The 20,561-nt window shown below is 60.8% G+C and carries 19 protein-coding genes; 13 read left to right on the top strand and 6 right to left on the bottom strand.

Annotated elements, in window-relative coordinates; all coding sequences use genetic code 11:
- Window positions 1-68: 68 nt before the first annotated feature.
- Complete coding sequence (gene mnmA / locus SIAM614_RS28800; RefSeq protein ID WP_006940098.1) at window positions 69-1,247, bottom strand: tRNA 2-thiouridine(34) synthase MnmA; 1,179 nt, start codon at window positions 1,245-1,247, stop codon at window positions 69-71.
- Between the two features lie 306 nt (window positions 1,248-1,553).
- Between mnmA and SIAM614_RS28790 the strand changes: the two genes are divergently transcribed.
- The 9 genes from SIAM614_RS28790 (at window position 1,554) to flhA (ending at window position 12,720) form a co-directional block, all read left to right on the top strand.
- Window positions 1,554-3,716 (top strand): flagellar hook-length control protein FliK, encoded by a 2,163-nt coding sequence (locus SIAM614_RS28790; protein ID WP_006940097.1) that lies wholly within the window; start codon window positions 1,554-1,556, stop codon window positions 3,714-3,716.
- A gap of 30 nt (window positions 3,717-3,746) precedes the next feature.
- Complete coding sequence (locus SIAM614_RS28785; protein WP_006940096.1) at window positions 3,747-4,406, top strand: flagellar hook assembly protein FlgD; 660 nt, start codon at window positions 3,747-3,749, stop codon at window positions 4,404-4,406.
- Between the two features lie 383 nt (window positions 4,407-4,789).
- Window positions 4,790-5,065, top strand: a complete 276-nt coding sequence (gene sciP, locus SIAM614_RS28780) for a CtrA inhibitor SciP (RefSeq protein ID WP_006940094.1) — start codon at window positions 4,790-4,792, stop codon at window positions 5,063-5,065.
- A gap of 309 nt (window positions 5,066-5,374) precedes the next feature.
- On the top strand, window positions 5,375-6,988 hold the full coding sequence (fliF, locus tag SIAM614_RS28775) for a flagellar basal-body MS-ring/collar protein FliF (RefSeq protein WP_006940092.1): 1,614 nt from the start codon (window positions 5,375-5,377) through the stop codon (window positions 6,986-6,988).
- A gap of 2 nt (window positions 6,989-6,990) precedes the next feature.
- Window positions 6,991-8,037, top strand: coding sequence for a flagellar motor switch protein FliG (fliG, locus tag SIAM614_RS28770; RefSeq protein WP_006940082.1), 1,047 nt, complete (start codon window positions 6,991-6,993; stop codon window positions 8,035-8,037).
- 38 nt (window positions 8,038-8,075) lie between these two features.
- Window positions 8,076-8,768 carry a FliH/SctL family protein gene (locus SIAM614_RS28765; RefSeq protein WP_208984119.1) on the top strand — a complete coding sequence of 231 codons (693 nt, stop codon included), beginning with the start codon at window positions 8,076-8,078 and terminating at the stop codon, window positions 8,766-8,768.
- Window positions 8,765-9,100, top strand: coding sequence for a flagellar motor switch protein FliN (fliN, locus tag SIAM614_RS28760; protein WP_006940080.1), 336 nt, complete (start codon window positions 8,765-8,767; stop codon window positions 9,098-9,100). The genes SIAM614_RS28765 and fliN overlap by 4 nt, the downstream gene beginning before the upstream one ends.
- Before the next feature lie 12 nt (window positions 9,101-9,112).
- Window positions 9,113-10,465 carry a sigma-54-dependent transcriptional regulator FlbD gene (flbD, locus tag SIAM614_RS28755; RefSeq protein WP_006940078.1) on the top strand — a complete coding sequence of 451 codons (1,353 nt, stop codon included), beginning with the start codon at window positions 9,113-9,115 and terminating at the stop codon, window positions 10,463-10,465.
- Window positions 10,466-10,542: 77 nt separating this feature from the next.
- A complete protein-coding gene (flhA, locus tag SIAM614_RS28750) occupies window positions 10,543-12,720 on the top strand; it encodes a flagellar biosynthesis protein FlhA (RefSeq protein WP_006940076.1) in 2,178 nt (725 codons plus the stop codon).
- A 66-nt stretch (window positions 12,721-12,786) separates the two neighbouring features.
- Here the strand turns inward: flhA and SIAM614_RS28745 are convergent, their stop codons facing one another.
- Together SIAM614_RS28745 and SIAM614_RS28740 are read right to left on the bottom strand one after the other, a co-directional pair.
- Complete coding sequence (locus SIAM614_RS28745; RefSeq protein ID WP_006940074.1) at window positions 12,787-13,062, bottom strand: hypothetical protein; 276 nt, start codon at window positions 13,060-13,062, stop codon at window positions 12,787-12,789.
- A gap of 149 nt (window positions 13,063-13,211) precedes the next feature.
- The gene (locus SIAM614_RS28740) at window positions 13,212-13,487 is read right to left on the bottom strand and encodes a hypothetical protein (RefSeq protein WP_006940073.1); all 276 of its coding nucleotides are present in this window, start codon (window positions 13,485-13,487) and stop codon (window positions 13,212-13,214) included.
- 143 nt (window positions 13,488-13,630) lie between these two features.
- Here SIAM614_RS28740 and SIAM614_RS28735 point away from each other — a divergent pair, with 143 nt between their 5' ends.
- Window positions 13,631-14,242: a GNAT family N-acetyltransferase gene (locus SIAM614_RS28735; RefSeq protein ID WP_006940071.1), complete on the top strand. Its 612-nt coding sequence runs from the start codon at window positions 13,631-13,633 to the stop codon at window positions 14,240-14,242.
- A gap of 183 nt (window positions 14,243-14,425) precedes the next feature.
- On the opposite strand, the gene mtnA is transcribed toward SIAM614_RS28735, so the two are convergent.
- Window positions 14,426-15,532: an S-methyl-5-thioribose-1-phosphate isomerase gene (gene mtnA / locus SIAM614_RS28730; protein WP_006940069.1), complete on the bottom strand. Its 1,107-nt coding sequence runs from the start codon at window positions 15,530-15,532 to the stop codon at window positions 14,426-14,428.
- Window positions 15,533-15,761: 229 nt separating this feature from the next.
- On the opposite strand from mtnA, the gene SIAM614_RS28725 reads away from it, so the two are divergent.
- Complete coding sequence (locus tag SIAM614_RS28725; protein ID WP_006940067.1) at window positions 15,762-16,343, top strand: hypothetical protein; 582 nt, start codon at window positions 15,762-15,764, stop codon at window positions 16,341-16,343.
- 232 nt (window positions 16,344-16,575) lie between these two features.
- On the opposite strand, the gene SIAM614_RS28720 is transcribed toward SIAM614_RS28725, so the two are convergent.
- Complete coding sequence (locus SIAM614_RS28720) at window positions 16,576-17,514, bottom strand: metallophosphoesterase family protein (protein ID WP_006940065.1); 939 nt, start codon at window positions 17,512-17,514, stop codon at window positions 16,576-16,578.
- A gap of 531 nt (window positions 17,515-18,045) precedes the next feature.
- Between SIAM614_RS28720 and SIAM614_RS28710 the strand changes: the two genes are divergently transcribed.
- Window positions 18,046-18,531: an NUDIX domain-containing protein gene (locus SIAM614_RS28710; protein ID WP_006940059.1), complete on the top strand. Its 486-nt coding sequence runs from the start codon at window positions 18,046-18,048 to the stop codon at window positions 18,529-18,531.
- Between the two features lie 76 nt (window positions 18,532-18,607).
- Here SIAM614_RS28710 and SIAM614_RS28705 read toward each other — a convergent pair whose 3' ends face one another.
- Window positions 18,608-19,582 carry a glutathione S-transferase family protein gene (locus SIAM614_RS28705; protein ID WP_006940057.1) on the bottom strand — a complete coding sequence of 325 codons (975 nt, stop codon included), beginning with the start codon at window positions 19,580-19,582 and terminating at the stop codon, window positions 18,608-18,610.
- 377 nt (window positions 19,583-19,959) lie between these two features.
- Between SIAM614_RS28705 and SIAM614_RS28700 the strand changes: the two genes are divergently transcribed.
- A complete protein-coding gene (locus SIAM614_RS28700) occupies window positions 19,960-20,472 on the top strand; it encodes a GNAT family N-acetyltransferase (protein WP_006940054.1) in 513 nt (170 codons plus the stop codon).
- The last annotated feature ends 89 nt before the right edge of the window (window positions 20,473-20,561 follow it).

Below are 20,561 nucleotides of genomic sequence, written 5' to 3'. Positions count from 1 at the left end.
TATAGTGAGGCGGCGGGCGGGCGTCAAGCGTTGAATTGGCGTCCGGCCGCAAAGTTTTTTGTCTGGCCTCAGGCCGCGGAAACGGGGGCTTTGGCCTGTGGAAAATCGATCGCCCAGTCGCCCGTGCGTTCGGTCTTGTGGATCCAGCCGCCGCCCAGAACGCGGGCTGTTTCGTCATCCGTATCAAAGAAGACGCAGGCCTGGCCCGGGGCAACGCCGGTTTCGCCGTTGGCGAGATCGACGAAGCCCTTGCCGTTCAGGATGCGCAAGGTGGCAGGTGCCGGCGGGCGGGTGGAGCGGACCTTGGCGAAGAGCTCGATCTCGTCGCCTTCGTCCAGCGGCTGATCGCCGATCCAGTTCATTTCGCGCAGCAGGATGGTGCGGGTCGCCAGTGCCTCGCGAGGGCCGACGACGACACGGCGCTCGTCCGGGTCGAGGCGCACCACATAGAGCGGGTCGCCCGTGGCAACGCCAAGGCCGCGGCGCTGGCCGATGGTGTAATGGATGATGCCGTCGTGCTCACCCAGAACGCGGCCGTCCATATGGACGATCTCGCCCGGTTCGGCCGCATTGGGGCGCAGCTTGCGGATGACCTCGGCATAATCGCCGTTGGGCACGAAGCAGATGTCCTGGCTGTCCGGCTTGTTGGCGACGGTCAGGCCGAATTCGGCTGCAAGCTCACGCACCTTCGACTTGGGCATGCCGCCAAGCGGAAAGCGGATGAAATCGAGCTGGTCCTGCGTGGTGGCGAACAGGAAATAGCTCTGGTCGCGGTCGAGATCAGCCGGGCGGAAAAGCGCGCGCTTGTTGCCCTGCTGGGTGGAGCGGACATAGTGGCCGGTTGCCAGTGCATCGGCGCCAAGATCCTTCGCGGTCTTCAGAAGGTCGGTGAACTTGACCGTCTGGTTGCAGGACACGCATGGGATCGGGGTTTCGCCGGCGATGTAGCTGTCGGCGAAACGGTCCATGACCTGTTCCTTGAACCGGCTTTCATAATCCAGCACGTAGTGGGGAATGCCGATGGTTTCGGCCGCGCGGCGGGCATCGTGAATGTCGACGCCCGCGCAGCAGGACTTTGCCTTGCTGACGGCGGCGCCATGATCGTAAAGCTGCAGGGTGACGCCGATGACGTCGTAGCCTTCGGCCTTCATCAGGGCGGCCACGACGGAGCTGTCGACCCCGCCGGACATGGCGACGACAACGCGTGTGTCTTCCGGGCGGCCGGGCAGATCCAGACTGTTTCGCATCCAGTTTACTTCCAGAAGTTTTCGGCCGATCGCACAGGCGGGCGGTTGTCCGTCCCGGCCATCCGCGCCCTGTCGGGCGGGCGGCGATCAAGGGCCCAATTCAAAGTTGGCGGCACTATACAGATAAGGAGAGCGGCTGCCAATTGCTTCCCCCGCATGGCAGGCACGCTTTGCCTGACCGGCAAAGCTTGCCGCCCGCAGGCCGGTGCAGGGCGGGGCTGATCTTGAAAAACATGAGTGAAATCAAAGGGTCTTTCCGCGTTTCGTACTTGGCCCGATGTTTGCTTCCAATCTCGGTGACGTAATGTGCCCGCCGATGCGGGCCGGGATCTGGGGGCAAACGTGCTGCCATTTGGACTGACAACGGATGTTTCTGCCGGGGCGCTGGCAGCAGGCGCGGGCAGCGCGCTTGCTGGCGGACAGGCGTCTGCCGGTTCTGCTGCAGCCTCCTCTCTTGAGGGGAAGGCAAACGGATTTGCCGACGAGTTGAACTCGATTGCCGGGCAGGGCAAAGAGCAAGCAAAGACGCAGGCAAGCGCGGCTGTCACCGGCAAGGGTGGCCGGACGGCCGATCAGCTTGTACCTGGCGCGGTTGCCACGCAGATCCAGGCCAATATGGCCACCGGCGAACTTGCTCCCGCCGGCGCAGTGGACCCGGCAGTGCCTGTGGCCGATCCGGCTGTCTCCGGAGATATCAGCGCCGCAGCGCCGCTGTCCGGTATCGCGCAGCCGGTGAAAACCGGGGAAGATCTGCTTTCTTCCGAGGGCGATGACGGGGTGCAGTCTGGCGAGGTTGCCCTGGCTGCTGATTTTGCGCCGGCCACGCCGATTGTGCAGCCAGTGTCGCAAGCAACGGGTGATAACCCTGCTGCTGCTTCTATAAGCGCCAACGCCGGTGTTTCGGGCGAAGGCGGTTTTGGGCGCGGTGTTCCAGAGGCTGGGGTTTCGGGTGCAGGGGGTGCTGGCACAGCGGCTCCCGGTGCAGCGCCGTCCGGCTCCGCGCCGCTTTCAGGCAATGGATCTTCGACGCCTCTGGATGGTCCCGCAAATGGCACAGCACCTCTGCCTGCGGCCGATGCAGGAGGCAAGGCCAATACAGGTGCTGCTTCAGCGGCCACAGCGCCGAATTTCACCGGCGCACCGGCGGATGCCGAGGCGAGCGCCACACAACCTGCAACGCCCGAGCGGCCGGGGGCTGCCTTGGGTGCAGAGGCTCAGGCCGCCGTTTCACGGCCGGCCGCTGTCACGGCAGAGCGCCGCTGGCAAAGCGAGCTGCCGAAAGAACTTAGAGCGTCGGCAACACCCGCCGTTCAGCCGTCAAGTCCGCAGTCGTCTGCAGCTATCGGGGCTGCTGTTGACGCGGCGGGAAAGGTGGCGAGCCAGAAAGGGGCTGAGGCTCCTGGTCTTCAGGTCGCGGCTGCGACACCCGCAGGAACTCATGCGGCTTCCGTTTCGGCCGTTGCTCAGGCCGCAGCCACTATTGAGGGCTCGACGGCTGCCGCAGTGCCTGCCACGCTCGTAGTGGGTGGGGAGGCTGCCCAGGTAGCGGCGGTGACTGCGGAAACAGGTGAAGCGGCACCGAAGGCAGGAAGCACCACAGGCGCTGCGGCCAGCCAGGTTGCTGCCACCGTGAATGCGGGTGCCGCGCCGGTGCCGCAGCCAGTTCAGCCGGCGGCGCAGCCGGTGCTGACTGACCAGCCACCAGCCGGAGAAACTGCTGCCGGGGAAGGTGCCGGTCTGGTCAAGCCTGCTGTTGAGGCTGAAGCCGGCCCGCAAGCCGCGGGCGCTGCCAAGACGGCTGCGGCTGGCCCTGCCGCCAACGCGGCGGACCAGACAGGGCCGGAGCCTCGCGGAGCCGCATCGGTCGCTGTTTCGGCGGCGGCGCTTTCGAACATCGCATTTGAAGAAACGGATCTGCCCGCAGATCTGCCGCAAACGAGCATTTCCGGTGAAATGGGCACGGCAACGGTGCGCGGCGGCGACCTGGCCGGTGCAATGCGGACCGAGAGTCTGCAAGCGCCCAGCCAGAGCCAGTCTGGCCATGTGGCCACCCAGGTGGCGGCCGAGATCGCCCGCAATCTGAAGAACGGCCATACCCGCTTCCAGATGCGTTTCGATCCGCCGGAACTCGGCCGGGTCGAAGTTGAGATGAAGGTTTCTCACGACGGCAAGGTTCAGGCCCATCTGCGTGTCGACCGGCCGGAGACGCTGGACATGTTCCTGCGCGACCAGCGTGGCCTGGAACGGGCGCTGGAGGCCGCGGGTCTCAATACGGATTCGGACAACCTGCAATTCTCCCTGAGGCAGGACGGGGGGCAGCAGTTCGGCTCCCAGCAGGGCGAGGGGGATCAAGGGCCGGCCATGAACGGTGGCGGAGGGACGGTTTCCGCAGAAGCTGATCCGATGCTTGAAGACATTGTCAGAATGACTATCGCCGAACAACGCGGCGGTCTGGACATGAAAGTTTAACGGGGCGGGTTGCCGTCTCAGGAGTGAAAAATGACAACTGTTTCTCCAACTTCCGCAGCATCGTCGCAGAGCGGCTCGGCAACCAGCCAGGCAGGCCTGATCGCCGATTACGAACTGTTCCTCAGCATCCTGACGACCCAGATCCAGAACCAGGATCCGCTGGATCCGCTGGACTCGGCGGAATACACCAATCAGCTTGTGCAGTATTCGAGTGTCGAACAGGCCATCAAGCAGAACCAGAACCTGGAAGAAATCATCGCCTCGCTGACCAGCAACCAGAGCATGGGCTACGTCAGCTACATCGGCAATGAAGTCACCGCCGATGCGTCCACCACGACCCTTTCCGGCAGCAAGGCAAGCTGGAGCTACAGTCTGGAAGAAGACGCGACAGGCGAGTTCGAGATCCGCAACAGCGCCGGTTCCATCGTCTACAGCGGCGAAATCGAACTGGCTGCCGGGGATGGCACCTTCTACTGGGGCGGGCAGACGGACTCCGGTCAGCAGGCCGTCGACGGGCTCTACACCATCTCCTTTGACATGAAGGACGCCTCCAGCCGCCCGGAAACCGTCAAAACGACCGTATCCGGCGTCGTCGACAGCGTGGACTGGTCGAGCGGCGAGGCGGTGCTGAAGGTTGGCAGTCAGGAATTCCCGGTCAGTTCCGTGGTGTCGGTCGCCCGTCCGTCCTGATCGTCCCGTCAAACTATTTTTTTTGAAAGCCGCGCCGGAGCAATCCGGGGCGGTTTTCTGCGCTTTGCGGGCGTTTCCGAGGCGCTGCGGCGGACGATGGACATTTGCCGGCATATAAAATGTGCGATTGAGGTGCGGCGGGGGCGTGCTGCAATTTTCCAGTTAACCGAATTGCCTTGCAAATTGCACGAGCAGGTAAATATGGTTAACGCTTTCATATAATACTATTTAGAATTGGACGGTTTATCTTTCCCAAATCCTAAATATCATTCATTAAATTTCGATTTTATAGTTAATAAAAACACAATTTTGCTTTAGGCGTTTGTTAAGCGTCATCTTGTAGTCTCAAAATCAGCCTTGGTCATGGTTAGTGTGAGAGTACAATGACCGAACACATTCGTTCGCGTGTAAAATATGTCATCGGACCGGACGGGAGCCCGCTAACCATCGCGGACCTGCCTCCGACTTCGACAAAGCGGTGGGTCATCCGCCGCAAGGCAGAGGTGGTTGCCGCAGTTCGCGGTGGCCTGTTGTCCCTTGAAGAAGCTTGCCAGAGGTACACTCTGACAGTTGAGGAGTTTCTCTCCTGGCAAAGCTCGATTGAAAAGCACGGCCTTGCCGGGCTTCGAGCGACCCGGATCCAGCAATATCGAAATTGATCCGGAACAAAGTTTCTGCAACGCGCTCAAAGGCGCAATCAAAGGGTCGGCTCTGCCGGCCTTTTTATTTGGCTTGCCCTCTGTGAGAAACTTATCCAAATATTAATGAAGTAGGCAGTTTTTCCCCACCTCAGTTGCAGTTTGCATTAATGGAAATGGCAGAAATCGGCCGATCCGCCTTTATTGGAAAGGTTTTGTTAACCACTTGTTAACCACCTGGGCGGCAAATTTTGCCCATCGAAGGTGTGGCGTGTCCGGCCGACTCCAATAATAACGGCAAGGACATGTTTCAGATGCGGGCGGGCATTCGTGAACGGACTTGTTGAATTCATAAAAACCCTGGGGGCGGCGCGCATTGCTGCAATGGGGGCAGTCGCTGCCATCCTTGTCGGCGTCTTCGCGTTCATCATCTTCCGGGTGACGGCACCCCAGATGACGACGCTCTATAATGAGCTGACGCTGGAAGATTCGGCGGCCATCGTTTCGCAGCTCGAAAGTCAGGGCGTGCAGTTCGAGATCGCCCGGCAGGGGGCCTCGATTCTCGTTCCGAACGAACAGGTTGCCCGTTTGCGCATGCAACTGGCCGCCGAAGGGCTGCCGACCGGCGGTTCGATCGGTTACGAGATTTTCGACCGGTCAGACACGCTCGGCGCCACAAGCTTCGTCCAGAACATCAACCACCTGCGCGCCATGGAAGGCGAGCTGTCCCGCACGATCGGGTCTCTCGACCGTATCCGCGCGGCCCGCGTTCATCTGGTGATCCCCGAGCGCCAGCTTTTCCAGAAAGACCGCCGTCCGCCGTCGGCCTCCATCGTGCTGAACGTTCGCGGCGCGCTTGGTCCGGGTGAGATCCGTGCGGTCCAGCACCTTGTTGCCACAGCCGTTGACGGCCTCGAGCCGGACCGGGTCTCCATCGTCGATGAAAGCGGCCGCCTGCTGGCTTCCGGCGTGGGCAACGACGAAGACGGCCTTTTGACGAATTCGCTGCAGGAGCGGACTGTCGAGGTTGAAGGCCGGCTGCGCAACCAGATCGAGGAAATTCTCAACTCCGTCGTCGGGCCGGGCCGGGCGCGGGTGCGCGTCAACGCGGAAGTCGACTACAATCGCCTGACGGAAACCACCGAGACCTTCGATCCGGACGGACAGGTGGTACGTTCCACCCAGTCCAAGGAAGAGGCTTCTTCCGCCGTGTCCCGGAACGGGCAGGTTACCGTTGCCAACCAGTTGCCGAATGCGGATGCCGGTCAGGGCGGTGCGGAGCGGGACACCTCGTCCGTCACCGAGGAAATCGTCAATTACGAGATTTCCCATTCGACCCGGACCGAGGTTGTCGAGGCCGGCAAGATCAAGCGGCTGTCCGTTGCCGTTCTGGTCGACGGCACCTATCAGCCGGATGGCAATGGCGGCAGCACCTACACGCCGCGGTCTCAGGAAACGCTGGACCGGATCGCCGTTCTGGTACGCTCCGCCGTCGGGTTCGATTCTGAACGGGGCGACGTCGTTGAAGTCGTGAACCTGCAGTTCGCGCTTCCGCCGCAGGACGACCTGCTTGCAGAAAGCGACAGCCTGTTCGACTTCACCCGCAACGACATCATCCGCTTTGCCGAACTGGGTGTGCTGTTCCTGATCGCGGTTATGCTGCTGCTGTTCGTGGTTCGCCCGCTGCTGCGCCGCATCGTGACACCGGAAGAAAAGCAGCCGCAGGAACTGATGATCGGTCCGGATGGTACGCTGGTGATAGAAACGGAAGTCCCGCAGGAAGAAGCCGTGGAAGACGAATTCGTGATCGAATGGCTGGAACAGGCCAAACAGGAAGGGGCGATGCAGGCAAGCTCGATTGCCAAAGTGGGCGACATGATCAAGGACCACCCGACCGAAGCGGTGACCATCGTCCGCGGTTGGCTGGATGAACAGGCGGCCTGACAGTGAACGATCAACTCCAGAAACAGCTCAAGGTCAGCGCTGACGAGGAAGAGCGCGAGCTGAAGGGAGCGGAACGGGCAGCCGTTCTGCTTCTCGCGCTTGGCGAGTCCCACGGTGCGCCGATCTGGGCCAAGCTTGACGAGATCGAGGTTCGCCAGGTGTCTGCCGCCATGGCAAACCTTGGCCCGGTCACGCCGACCATGCTGGAGAACCTCTTCAAGGACTTCGTGCGCCGTGTAAGTTCCAAGGGCTCGCTGACGGGCAACGTCGATGCGACCGAGCGGCTGCTCGCCAGTTTTCTGCCGGGCGACAAGGTCTCCATCATCATGGAGGAAATCCGGGGGCCTGCTGGACGTAACATGTGGGAGAAGCTCTCCAACGTGCAGGAAAACGTTCTCGCCAACTACCTCAAGAACGAATATCCGCAGACCGTCGCGGTGGTACTCTCGAAGATCAATTCCGACCATGCTGCGCGGGTGCTGGGCATCCTGCCGGAGGAACTGGCGCTTGAAGTGGTCAGCCGTATGCTGCGCATGGACGCCGTCCAGAAGGAAGTTCTGGAGAAGGTGGAACAGACGCTTCGCGTGGAATTCATGTCGAACCTCACGAATACCTCGCGGCGCGACAGTCACGAGATGATGGCGGAGATCTTCAACAATTTCGACCGGCAGACCGAGGCCCGCTTCCTGGCAGCCCTGGAAGAGGACAACCGGGAAGCGGCAGACCGCATCAAGACGCTGATGTTCACCTTCGACGACCTGTTGAAGCTCGACGCGGCCAGCGCACAGACGCTGCTGCGGCACGTCGAAAAGGACGCCCTGGCCATTGCGCTCAAGGGGTCCACGGACACGGCAAGGGAATTCTTCTTCGGCAACATGTCGTCGCGCGCTGCAAAGCTGCTGCAGGACGATATGGATGCGCTCGGACCCGTGCGGTTGCGCGACGTGGACGAAGCGCAGACCGGCATGGTGAACAAGGCCAAGGACCTGGCGGCAAAAGGCGAGATCATGATCTCCAAGTCCAAGGGCGAGGATGAAATCATCTACTGATGCGGCAAACGGCAGGCACTTACAGCAAAATGGGACGCATGACCAACCCATCGAAATTTCTGTTCAACGTCGACTTTTCCGAGCCTGAAGTGCCGGAAGAGGTCGCACCCGTCGAGCCGGAGATACCGATGATTCCGGTTGCCCAGCATGAGGAAATCCTGAAGAAGGCAAAGGCTCAGGCTTTCGAGGAAGGCCGCGTGAAAGCGCTTCAGGACCTGCAGACCAAGCAGGAAACCCTGCTCACGGCCGAAGTCAGCCATCTTGCCGATTCCGTTGCCCGCGTTCTGGAAACCCTGGACGGTCAGGTGACGGATCGCGAGAAAGATGCCATCAGCCTCGCTTTTCTTGTGGCCAGACGCCTGTGTGCCCATCTGATTGCGCGCCAGCCGCTGGCAGAGACGGTGGCTTTGGTGTCAGAATGCCTCGGACCGTTGCGCAAGGCGCCACATCTTGTCATCCGGATCGCGGAGAAGGATGTCGAGGCGCTGAAGGCCCAGGTGGATCCGATCATTCACGAGAAGGGCTTCGAGGGGCGGCTGGTCATCCTCGGCGAACCGGACATCGGCCGTGGTGATTGCCACATCGAGTGGGCCGACGGCGGTATCAGACGCGATCGCAAGGCGATCGAAGCCGAAATCGATGCCAGCATTCGTTCCTACCTGCGCGGGCGAAGCGCGGAAAGACGCAGCAAGACCTCCGACACGTCGGCGGAAAAGGAAACTGACGCATGAGCGACGAGCAAGACCATAACATTCCGCTCGACGAGCTCGAGGCGCCGGAGCGCCGGCTCGACGATAGCGAAACGCATGTACCGCAATCCGCGGCCGACCTTGAAGCCGTGTTCGACGTTCCCGTGCGAATTTCCGCTGTCCTGGGACACTCCAGAATGCATGTGTCGGACCTGTTGAAACTGGCATCCGGAACGGTTCTGGAACTCGACCGGAAGGTGGGGGAAGCCATCGATATCTATGTGAACGACCGGTTGGTCGCCCGTGGCGAAGTCGTCCTGGTGGAAGACAAGCTGGGTGTGACCATGACTGAAATCATCAAGACGGATCGATAGGGAAAGTAACGGATGCGGCTGTTAATTGTCGGAACGCTCGGCGGTCAGCTGACGACGGCTTCCAAGATCGCGATGCAGGGCGGGGCTCAGGTCACCCATGCGGACGATATCGAAGGGGCCCTGAAGGTGCTTCGCTCCGGTCGCGGCGCGGACCTCCTGATGGTCGAGGTTCATCTCGACATTGCCGGGCTGATCCAGAAACTTCAGAACGAACGTGTTCACGTGCCAGTGGTGGCCTGCGGCGTGGAAACGGATGCCCAGGCAGCGGTCTCCGCCATCCGGGCCGGCGCGAAGGAATATATTCCGCTGCCGCCCGATCCGGAGTTGATCGCCGCAGTGCTGGCGGCTGTCGCCCAGGAGCGGGGCGATCTGATCTACCGGGACGATGCCATGGCATCGGTGGTCAAGCTTGCCGAACAGGTCGCGCCGTCGGATGCCTCGGTGCTGATCACCGGTGAAAGCGGTACGGGTAAGGAAGTCATCGCCCGCCATGTGCACAAGTGTTCGAACCGGGCGTCCAAGCCGTTTATCTCGATCAACTGTGCGGCGATCCCCGAACATCTTCTGGAATCCGAGCTCTTCGGCCACGAGAAGGGGGCCTTCACCGGTGCGGTTGCCCGGCGGATCGGCAAGTTCGAGGAAGCGGACGGCGGCACGCTGCTGCTGGATGAAATCTCGGAAATGGACGTTCGCCTGCAGGCCAAACTCTTGCGCGCGATCCAGGAGAGGGTGATCGACCGCGTTGGCGGCACGCGCCCGGTTCCGGTCAACATCCGTATTCTGGCAACCTCCAACCGGGATCTTGCCGAAAGCGTGCGGCAGGGGCATTTCCGGGAAGACCTGCTGTTCCGCCTCAATGTGGTGAACCTGAAGCTGCCGGCACTGCGTGAACGGCCGGCGGACATCATGGAACTCGCCCAGTTCTTCATAAAGCACTACTCGGAAGCCAACGGCATGCCGGTGCGGCCGCTGTCCGTGGAAGCCCGCCAGGCGCTGATGTCCAATCCGTGGCCGGGCAACGTTCGGGAACTGGAAAACACCATGCACCGGTCGGTGCTGCTGGCGTCCGGCGGCGAAATCGGCGTGGAAGCGATCCGCATGCCGGACGGCACGCCGCTGACTGTGTCCAAGGGGGCCGCGGAGCGCGCCGCACAGACGGCCGAGGCCGTCACGCGGTCGTTCGTCGGGCGAACCGTTGCCGATGTCGAGCGTGACCTCATTCTCGACACGCTCGATCACTGCCTGGGCAACCGCACCCATGCTGCAAAAATACTGGGTATTTCAATCCGGACGCTGCGCAACAAGCTGAATCAATATACCGATGAGGGAATAAGCGTTCCCGGACCGGGCGAAGCCCGGGCCTGATCGGACCGGCAGGAACCATAACAAAGACTGAGAATGCCCGGTGATCCGGGCGGCGGTCACAGGATACCAGAACAGAAATGTCGGACACGGCGGCAGGCGAACAGCGCAGAACGGAAGGCCCCTCAGCGGAGCAGCAGACGGCTGCGCCCGCCGCGGCTACCGGTCTTGCCGCCTTCCCCTTCCTTCAGGAGGTGTTTGACACCCTGCGCCGAGGTGACGTCGGTCTTGCCACCGGCATTCTCGTCATCCTGACGCTCCTGATCCTGCCGATGCCGCCCATGATGCTGGACGCGTTCCTGGCGGTATCCATCATCTTTTCGGTCATGATCCTCATGACGGGCCTGTTCATCCAGCGGCCACTCGAATTCTCGTCTTTCCCGACAGTGTTGCTGATCGCGACCATGCTGCGGCTTGGTCTGAACATTTCCTCCACACGGCTGATCCTGGCAAATGGCCATGAAGGAACGGCGGCGGCTGGCAACGTCATCCAGTCCTTCGGCAATCTTGTCATGGGCGGGAACTTTGTCATCGGGATCATCGTGTTCGCGATCCTGGTGATCGTGAACTTCGTCGTCATCACCAAGGGTTCCGGCCGTATCGCGGAAGTCGCCGCGCGCTTCACCCTGGATGCCATGCCTGGCAAGCAGATGGCGATCGACGCGGATCTTTCCGCAGGTCTCATCGACGAGGCGGAAGCAAAGTCTCGCCGCAAGGCGCTGGAGGACGAAAGCGCCTTCTTCGGCGCCATGGACGGTGCGTCCAAATTCGTGCGCGGCGATGCCATCGCCGGCCTTCTGATCACCTTCATCAACATTCTCGGCGGGATCTTCATCGGCGTTGCCCAGATGGAGCTTACCTTCACCGAGGCGGCCAACAACTACACGCTGCTGACCATCGGTGATGGTCTTGTCTCTCAGATCCCGGCGCTGATCGTCTCGACAGCCGCAGGTCTTCTCGTTTCCAAGGCCGGCGTTCATGGCGCCGCCGACAAGGCGCTGACCAGCCAGTTCACCGGCTATCCGAAGGCACTGGGCATGTCTGCGGCGGTGATGATGATCCTGGCGCTGCTTCCCGGAATGCCGATGGTCCCGTTCTTCGGCCTTGCCGGTCTTGCTGGCTATCTGGCCTTTTCCGTCGGCTCGAAAAAGAAGAAGGAAGCCGCCAAGGCCGAAATGGTCAAGGCCGTCGAAGCCGCGCCGAAGCCACCGCCCGAGCCGCCGATTACCGATGCCCTGAAGATGGACGAACTGCGCATCGAACTTGGCTATGCCCTGCTGCCGCTGATCAACGGCAAGGCGACGGGCGATAACGACGTTCTGACCGAGCAGATCAAGGCCCTGCGCCGCCAGATTGCGGGCGACATGGGCGTGATCATGCCGCCGGTGCGCATCCTCGACAACATTCAGCTCGGCGCGAACGACTACGTCATCAAGGTGAAGGAGGTCGAAGCCGGCCGCGGCGTGCTTTACCCGAACCACTTCATGGTGATGGATCCCGCCGGAGGGCAGGTCAAGCTGCCGGGCACACATACCACCGAGCCGACTTTCGGGTTGCCCGCGACCTGGGTGGAAGCCCAATACCGCGAGGACGCATCCTTGCGTGGTTACACGGTGGTGGATCCGGCAACCGTTCTCTCCACCCACCTGACCGAGACGATCAAGGGCAACATCAGCGAGCTGTTGACTTATGGCGACGTTCAGAAGCTGCTGAAGGAGCTGAAGGGCGAGCAGGCCAAACTGGTCGAAGACCTGATCCCGTCCCAGATCACCGTTTCCGGTGTCCAGCGGGTGTTGCAGACGCTGCTGGGCGAGCGGATTTCGGTTCGCGATCTCGGTACCATTCTGGAGGGCGTTTCCGAAGCGACCGGGATGACCCGTAACACGGACACCATTGCCGAACACGTGCGCACCCGGCTCGGCAGGCAGATCTGCGCCGCCAATCTGGCGCCAGGCGGCTATCTGCCGCTGATCGCCCTGTCGCCGAAATGGGAACAGGCTTTCCTGGAATCCATCATCGGCGAGGGTGACGACCGTCAGCTCGCCATGCAGCCGAGCAAGCTGCAGGAATTCGTCGGCAGTGTCCGCGATGCGTTCGAGCACGCTGCCCAGCAGGGCGAGGTTCCCGTGCTGCTGACCTCACCGCAGACCCGTCCGTTTGTACGCTCCATCGTCGAGCGCTTCCGCGCCCATACGACGATCATGAGCCAGGCGGAGGTGCATCCGCGGATCAAGCTGAAGACAATCGGTTCCATCTGAGGGGTGCATTCGCCGGAGCGTTCAACAAGCCTCTGTTGAAAGCCTGCGAACTTCTCGCGCCGCGCTTCAAACCACCACGTTGATCCGCGCCATGGCAGCGGTCTGGCTGGCGTATGTACCGAGCCGCCCCTGGTTCTGCATGACGAACAGCGTATTGGCCTGCGAGGCCTGCGTGTTGATCGATTGCATCACGTAAGCGAGGTTGTTCAACTGGTCGATGCGCTTTGCGGCCGTCTGACGCCGCTTTGCCCATGCCTTGTTGAAGTCAGCCAGCGAGAGCTTCTTGCTGGAGCTGAAACGTCTGGAATAATCCCGTTGGAAGTAGCTGCTGACCTTGGCCATGCGATTGCCTTTTCAAAAGACTGAATCAGCATAGCTCCCGAAAGGATGAACAAAGTCTTAACGGGTCATATTCCCGGAAAACGCTACGTAAGTTTTGTCTGGAGAAGGGTCTTCCGGCAGAGCAGCCACCTGGCTATCGGCTCGCAAAACTAGACGAGCACGTTGATGCGGGCCATCGCGGCTGTCTGGTTTGCATAGCCACCCAGCCGGCCCTGGTTCTGCATGACAAACAGTGTGTTTGTCTGAGAGGCCTGTGTATTGATGGACGCGAAAGTGGATGCCAGATTACGAAGCTGCTGCATTTTCTGGGACGACCCCTGTCGGCGTCCGTTCCAGGCCTTGTTGTAGTCAGACCAAGTCGACTTCCGCTTCGTGCTGAAAGTTTTGTGGTAGTCCCGCTGGACGTAGTTTCCGACCTTTGCCATGGCAGCTCCTTCCTGGAGATCTGAACAGACTGTGTGCGAAGATGGTTAACAAGCCCTTAATCAGACGCATTCTGCCCAGGGTGCTTGGCGATGATCCTGTCATTTGGTAAGTCCTGCCAACGACACGGCAATCTGGAGTTTTCATGTCGACGCAAGCGCTCAATCTCGATGGATATACGGATATCCCGGAGGGCAAGGTTGCCTTCGTGGTGACGTTTCTGGAAATGCTTCAGGCGCCGGAAATGCCGCTTGCCCCGCCGCGCAGCGATGTGACGCTGAAGAGGTGGGAGACGCCGGATCCAGACAGCTATCGCCAGCTCTTCCGCGAAGTGGGCGAGGACTGGATCTGGTTCGGCCGGCTGGTCCATGACGATGCGACGCTGACACAACTGCTCGCCGAGCCGGGGCGTGAGAACTATCTGCCGATGATCGACGGCAAGCCTGTTGGAACTTTGGAACTGGATTTTGCCAACCCACAAGAGCCGGAACTTGCCTATTTCGGCCTGGTGCCGGGCGCCATAGGTGGCGGGCTTGGGCGGTGGTTGATGGCCCAGGCGCTGGATATCGTATGGTCCCGCCCGGAAACGAAACGCCTCTGGGTGCACACCTGCACCGGTGACAGCCCTCAGGCGCTGCTCTTTTACCAGGCCTGCGGCTTCAAACCCTACAAGCGGGCCATCGAAGTTGCCGAAGACCCGCGCCTGCTTGGGCTGCTCGGCCAAGAACGCGCGCCGCATGTACCGGTGATAGGGTGACGCTGGGATCTGCGAGACCCTGAAAAGGGCAAGGGGACTGCGAGCTCAAAGGGCCTTTGAAAGCACGCCAAAACCGCTAATCAGCAACGCAAACTCCCCCTTGTCCTGAGGACGCGCGAAGTGCTGTCTCGAAGGATGGCCCCTTGCTCTTAGCGGATGCCGCTGATTTTCGAGAGTGGACGTTCAGGCGATCGCACGCACCCGTTCGGGAAAGGCATCTGCGATGGCCTTGCGGTTTGCTTCCAGAACGCCGCGCTCGGTGATGAGGCCGGTGACGAGGCGGGCGGGTGTCACGTCGAAAGCCGGATTGCCGACGGGGGAGCCGTCCGCGACGATCTCCACTGTTTCGATCTCACCGGCGCTTGTGCGCCCGGTGATGTGGCTGACCTCGTCGCCTCCGCGCTCCTCGATCGGGATCTGCCGGATGCCGTCTGACAGGGAAAAGTCGATGGTTGGCGATGGCAGCGCGACATAGAAGGGCACGCTGTTGTCCTTTGCCGCCAGGGCCTTCAGATAGGTGCCGATCTTGTTGCAGACATCGCCGGTGGCGGTGGTGCGGTCCGTTCCGGTGATGACGATATCAACTTCGCCATGCTGCATCAGGTGACCGCCGGCATTGTCGACAATCACGGTATGCGGGACGCCGTGATGGCCGAGTTCCCAGGCGGTCAGGAACGCTCCCTGATTGCGCGGCCGGGTTTCATCGACCCAGACATGGACGGGGATACCGCCGTCGTGGGACATGTAGATCGGCGCCGTCGCAGTGCCCCAGTCGACGGTTGCCAGCCAGCCGGCATTGCAATGGGTGAGGATGTTGACCGGCTCACCGGCTCTCTTGAGCCTGGAGATGGCAGCGATCAACTCCATGCCGTGCATGCCGATGGCCATGTTGATGGCGATGTCCTCATCGCAGATGTCGTTCGCCAGCTTGAAGGCTGCTTCCTCGCGTATTTCGGGCGCGATCCGGACCAGTGTCCGGCGGGCCTTGTCGAGCGCCCATTGAAGGTTGACGGCCGTCGGCCGGGTTTCCAGCAGGGAGGAACAGGCGGCGTGGAGATTGTCGTCTGAGGGATCTGCCCGCATGGCCAGCGCGACGCCATAGGCGGCCGTTGCCCCGATCAGCGGTGCCCCGCGCACCTGCATGATCCGGATTGCGCGGGCGGCGTCTTCCATGGTGTGGAGCAGGGCAGTTTCGAACGTGTGGGGAAACTTTGTCTGATCGATGATTTCGACCGGGCCGTCCTCTTCCGCCAACCAGATCGTGCGATATTTCTTGCCGTCCACGTTCATGAGCGAAACTCCACAATCGCAGTATGCTTCTGCTTACCCCATGAATAGCTGTCAGGCCAGCGGTCCGTTGCTGGCGCGAAACCCAAAAATACCTTAATCTCTGTTAACCATGTTTGGAGCATTGCCAGTGGATAGCTCGCAGGTGAGGCCCGTGTGGCTGTTTCACTCGCGATAGAGTCAGTTAAGACTTGATTCACCAACGGCTGTACAACGGAGTCACGTGTACCCCATGTCTGAAATGCAGGATAACGTCGTCCCACATACGCGCATGCGGTCCTTGCGCGATGCAATCCGTAAGGTTCAGCTTGGCGAAGTCGAACGTTCGGACGTGGTGGTTGAGCTGCAGGAGACCGAGCGTGCCCGGCTGGACATGCTCGCAGACGAGCTGAAGGACGTTTTCAGGGAAATACCCGAAGACGATGACCAGTTTTCCCTTCAGATCATTTCCGGCTCGACACCGCGGCTGTGGATCGATGCGACCAGCCATGTGGCCGTTGGTGGAGACCGGCGCACCTACCGGTTCCTGAAGGATACGCGTCTGGGCCGGGTGGTCATTCTGGAAACGTCCAATATCGATGACATGGCCGATTGCCTGACCGAGTATATTGCTGAGCGCGTGCTGGAACGGGAAAAGGCACTGGAAGGCGACTGGCTCAACAACCGGCTTCGGCAGGTGGCGCTCGAAAGCAAGGTCGTGCGCGTCAAGGAAAGCCGCACACCCTGGATGGCCGTTGCCGGTGCATTCGGTATCGGTCTTGCTGCCGGTGTGGTCGGACTGATCGTCTTTGCCTGGTTTGCCAATCCGCTCTAGGGCGGACTTCCGACGGGGTACCTGAGGTGCTGTCTGGAAGCTCACGAATGTGCCGCCCATGAAGGCGGTACCCTCATCAAGCAAGGGGTGTTTCAGGACGCCCGTTTGACGGTGCCTCCACCCAAGCCAACCGGTTTTCCCAATTGGGATCGTAAGGCTATGGCGGCGGGCAGTCGCATTCGCGCGCGTTGACGTTTTTCCTCAAGCAGATAGGCAGCCTCGCCCTGTGACCTCATGGTCTGTGGGTCGGTATGTCCACCTGCCGCTCACTCAACAGCTTCACCGGTTCGTTCGGCGCGGAAAAGCCGTGCTCTTCCATCTGGCAAGTCCAGCCTTCGTTTGTCTTTTCGATCCGGAACAGATTGTAACGGGCGGCAGGCTTCTTGCCGCCGGGTGCGCTGGTGGCCGAAGGCACGCCAACCACGGGGACGCGGCCATCCGGACCCTCGATATGCTCGAAGCTATCAATATGGGTGTGGCCATGCAGGATCAGCTCCGCGCCGGCCCTCTTGACCACGGCGCGGACTCTGGAGGCATCGGACAGGCGCTTGTGCCAATGGGTGGCGTGTGGGAACGGGGGGTGATGGAGCATCACCACGCGAAAGAAACCGTCCCGGCCAAGGTCGTCCAGGGTTGCACGCAGGCGTTTGCTCTGCTTGCTGCCGGCACGTCCGGTCGCAAACCAGGGGCCGCTGGCACGGCCGGTCGTCACGCCTACAAGGGCAATGCCGTCCCGTTTGCGCACATAGGGAAAGGTCGCTTGCGACTTGGTGCCGTTGGGCGGTACATCGCCCGCGCCGTCTCCGCGCATGTACGGCCACCAGGCCGCACGGGCCCGGCGCACGGCCCCCGGCACATAGGCATCGTGATTTCCCGGAACGACGGAGACATTCTCCGGCGCGCCGATTTCTTCAAGCCAGGTGCGTGCGCCGCTGATTTCGAGAGGCAGGGCGATGTTCACCAGATCGCCGGTGACGGCAATATGGTCGGGTGCCTGCCGCTTCATGTCGTCGACGAGTTGTTCCAGATAGCTGCCTCCCATGATCCTGGACCGGTTGCGGCGCCAGTTGAGGTATCCGAGGATGCGCTTGGAAAAGAGCTGTAGCAGCTTCGGGTCCGGAAGCGGGCCCAGATGGGGGTCGGAAAGATGGGCGAGTCTGAATGTGGACATGGTCGCGCATCTTCAAAACGAAAAGCGCCGCGTCAAGGAGAAATGACGCGGCGCCTTCATATGAGCTTCGGAACTGCCGGAAATCCGGTTACTTGACCGGTTTGATTGCCTTTACGGCTTTCGGTGCCTTCCCGGTGTTATTGTCTGCGGAGCGCGTGGTTTCGCGCAGCGTCGCGCCAACAACATTCAAAAATCCGAACATGGGACTTCTCCGTACAGGTTCCTTCGACCGGACTTAGTTGGTCGGGAAGGTGGTCAGGGTTGCGACGATGCGCGGGTTGGTCAGATCGATGGCCGGCTTCCACTGGTAGTGAGTGCGGTTGCGGCGGCGTTTTCCAAACAGAGCGTTGAACATTGGTTTGTCCTTCAGGTTCGGGCGGTCGGAGGACCTGCCCTCGAATTCATCAAGTTGCCCGATATATATGCATGCAGTGCACAAAGGAGGAGCGTTATTCTCACGGGTCAGCCCTGCGGGGATTGCATGGGTTAAAAAAGTTTTACTTCCCGTTCGGATCGAATAAGATACTGAAAATGTTGAAGATATTGTCAATTCTGCCGACGCCGGTAACCACACGTCTGATCCAGGGAATTGGATTGGTTCGGAACCCGTTCACGCTCGGTGTGCGGGTGATCGTCGAAGACGAGGGCAACCGGGTGCTGCTCGTGCGGCACAGTTATGTCGCCGGTTGGTACTTGCCGGGCGGCGGCGTGGACAAGGGCGAGACCATGGAGGAGGCCGCCTGCAGGGAAGTTCTGGAAGAGGCGGGTGTCGTCTCGGCCACCCGGCCACAGCTCCTCAACGTATTCCTGAACGAAGAGGCGACGGGCCGAGACCATGTCGGCCTTTATCACTTGTCCGAGTGGCGAGAGGCCGACAGCTTCCTTCAGCCCAATGCGGAGATTGAGGAAGCAGCGTTTTTTGCGCTGGAAGATTTGCCGGAGGGGCTGACCCGGTCCACCGCCCGCAGGCTTGAGGAATTTCGCTCCGGGCAGCCACCGGAAGGTGGCAGGTGGTGAAATCTGCGCATGGCTGTTCCGGCGGGACCCTGCCGAGGTGGGGCGGATCCTGCCGAGACTGATGTTTCGCAAATGATCAGGCGGCTGCCTTGAACCGCTCGCGATCGTGGGGGCGTGTGAAGTCCAGCTCAGGCCCGACCGGAACGATCCGGGTGGGGTTCACGGTCTCATGAGAGCCGTAATAATGCTGCTTGATGGTTTCCATATCGACCGTTTCGGAAACCTTGGGCACCTGGTACAGCTCCCGCAGGTAGTTCGACAGGTTCGGATAGTCTTCAATCCGGCGAATGTTGCATTTGAAATGCCCGAAATAAACGGCATCAAAGCGCAACAGCGTCGTGAACAGCCGCCAGTCGGCCTCGGTCATGCGGTCGCCAACCAGATAACGGTGTTGGGAGAGGCGCTCTTCCACCTCGTCGAGCGCCGTGAACAGTTCCGTCACGGCTTCCTCATAGGCTTCCTGAGTGGTCGCGAAACCGGATTTGTAAACGCCATTGTTTATGGCGTGATAGACGCGCTCGTTGATGCTGTCGATCTCGCTGCGCAGGGCGGACGGGTAGAAATCCAGTTTTGACCCTGTCAGCTCGTCGAATGCCGAATTGAACATCCGGATGATCTCGGAGGACTCGTTGCTGACGATCGTGTTCTGCTTCTTGTCCCAGAGGATCGGCACGGTCGCACGGCCGCTGTAGTTGGGATCAGCCTTGGTATAAACGTGCCAGGCGTATTTGGCGCCCGTCAGCGGTTCGATTTCCGGGAACTCCCAGCCGTTTTCCAACATCAAGGCCTGCACGGCGGTTACGGGGATCAGGTCTTCCAGCTTCTTGAGCTTGCGGAACACGAGGGTGCGGTGCGCCCAGGGACAGGCGTAGGAAACAAACAGGTGATAGCGATCGGCCTCTGCCTTGAAACCGCTGTCACCGGTCGGGCCTGCTGATCCGTCCGCCGTGACCCAGTTCCGGAAAGAGGATTCATTGCGGACGAACCTGCCGCCGGTGGATTTCGTGTCATACCATTTGTCTTTCCAGACGCCGTCGACCAGCAGTCCCATAATGTGCTCCTTCGCTTTGCTTCTCGTCGATACGTTGTGCACAGGAGCGAAAAATCAATCAATTGAATGCTCTGTTCCCTCTTGGTGAACAATCCGGCCCGTTGTCAAAAACAGGCAAAAAACGCTGGACCAAAGCAGCCGTTGCGTGGTAACCGCTTCTCCTCTTTCAGCAAATACCGGCTCCAGAACGGGCCGGTGCCGCAACGAGACTGGGATAGATGACCGCAGGTCTTACGCTTCGACGACGAACCAGCCGACGAGATAGCTCTCGTCCGCACCGTCGCGGCTGACCTGATCCTGGATTTCCCTCACGTTTCATCCAGGCCCTGGCAGGCGCGACTTTCTCCAAAGATTGCCTGCTTGCTGGAACCAGCCAAATGAAACAGACCACATGGGTCATCCGGCCCGAAAACGCGACCGACACTTCCGCAATTGAAAATCTGCAGGCCGAAGCTTTCGGGCCCGGCCGGTTTGCGCGAACCGCTTTCCGTATTCGTGAAGGCGTGCCGCACCGTGCGGATGTCTCTTTCGTCGGTCTCGCGGGCGACCAGGTCGCAGGGTCCATCAGACTGACACCGATCAGGATCGGCGAGAGTGACGCCCTGTTGCTCGGTCCGCTGACCGTCTCACCCGATTTCAAGAACCGGGGTCTCGGCAAGGCGTTGATGCGTACCGCAATGGAGGCCGCGGCTGCGGCTGGAGACAAGGTCGTGCTGCTCGTGGGCGATGCGCCTTATTACGGCCCTTTCGGCTTTCAGCAGGTGCCTTTCGGGCGGATCACGCTGCCCGGTCCCGTCGATCCCGCGCGGCTCCTCGTCGCGCTGTTGAACGACGGCGACATTCCGAGCGGCATGGTGCACGGCGGAGCCTCTGCAGCGGTCGCTTCCTGAGGTTGCTGGTTTCCCACGGACCGTCGTTCGGGGCGGATGTGGACTCGTTGGTCTTGGTCTGAAGCGGGGGCAAGATGACGGTGCGTGTG

The sequence above is a fragment of the Roseibium aggregatum IAM 12614 genome, assembly GCF_000168975.1.
Taxonomy (GTDB): Bacteria; Pseudomonadota; Alphaproteobacteria; order Rhizobiales; family Stappiaceae; genus Roseibium; species Roseibium aggregatum.
This window is presented reverse-complemented; position numbering and strand designations above follow the sequence as displayed.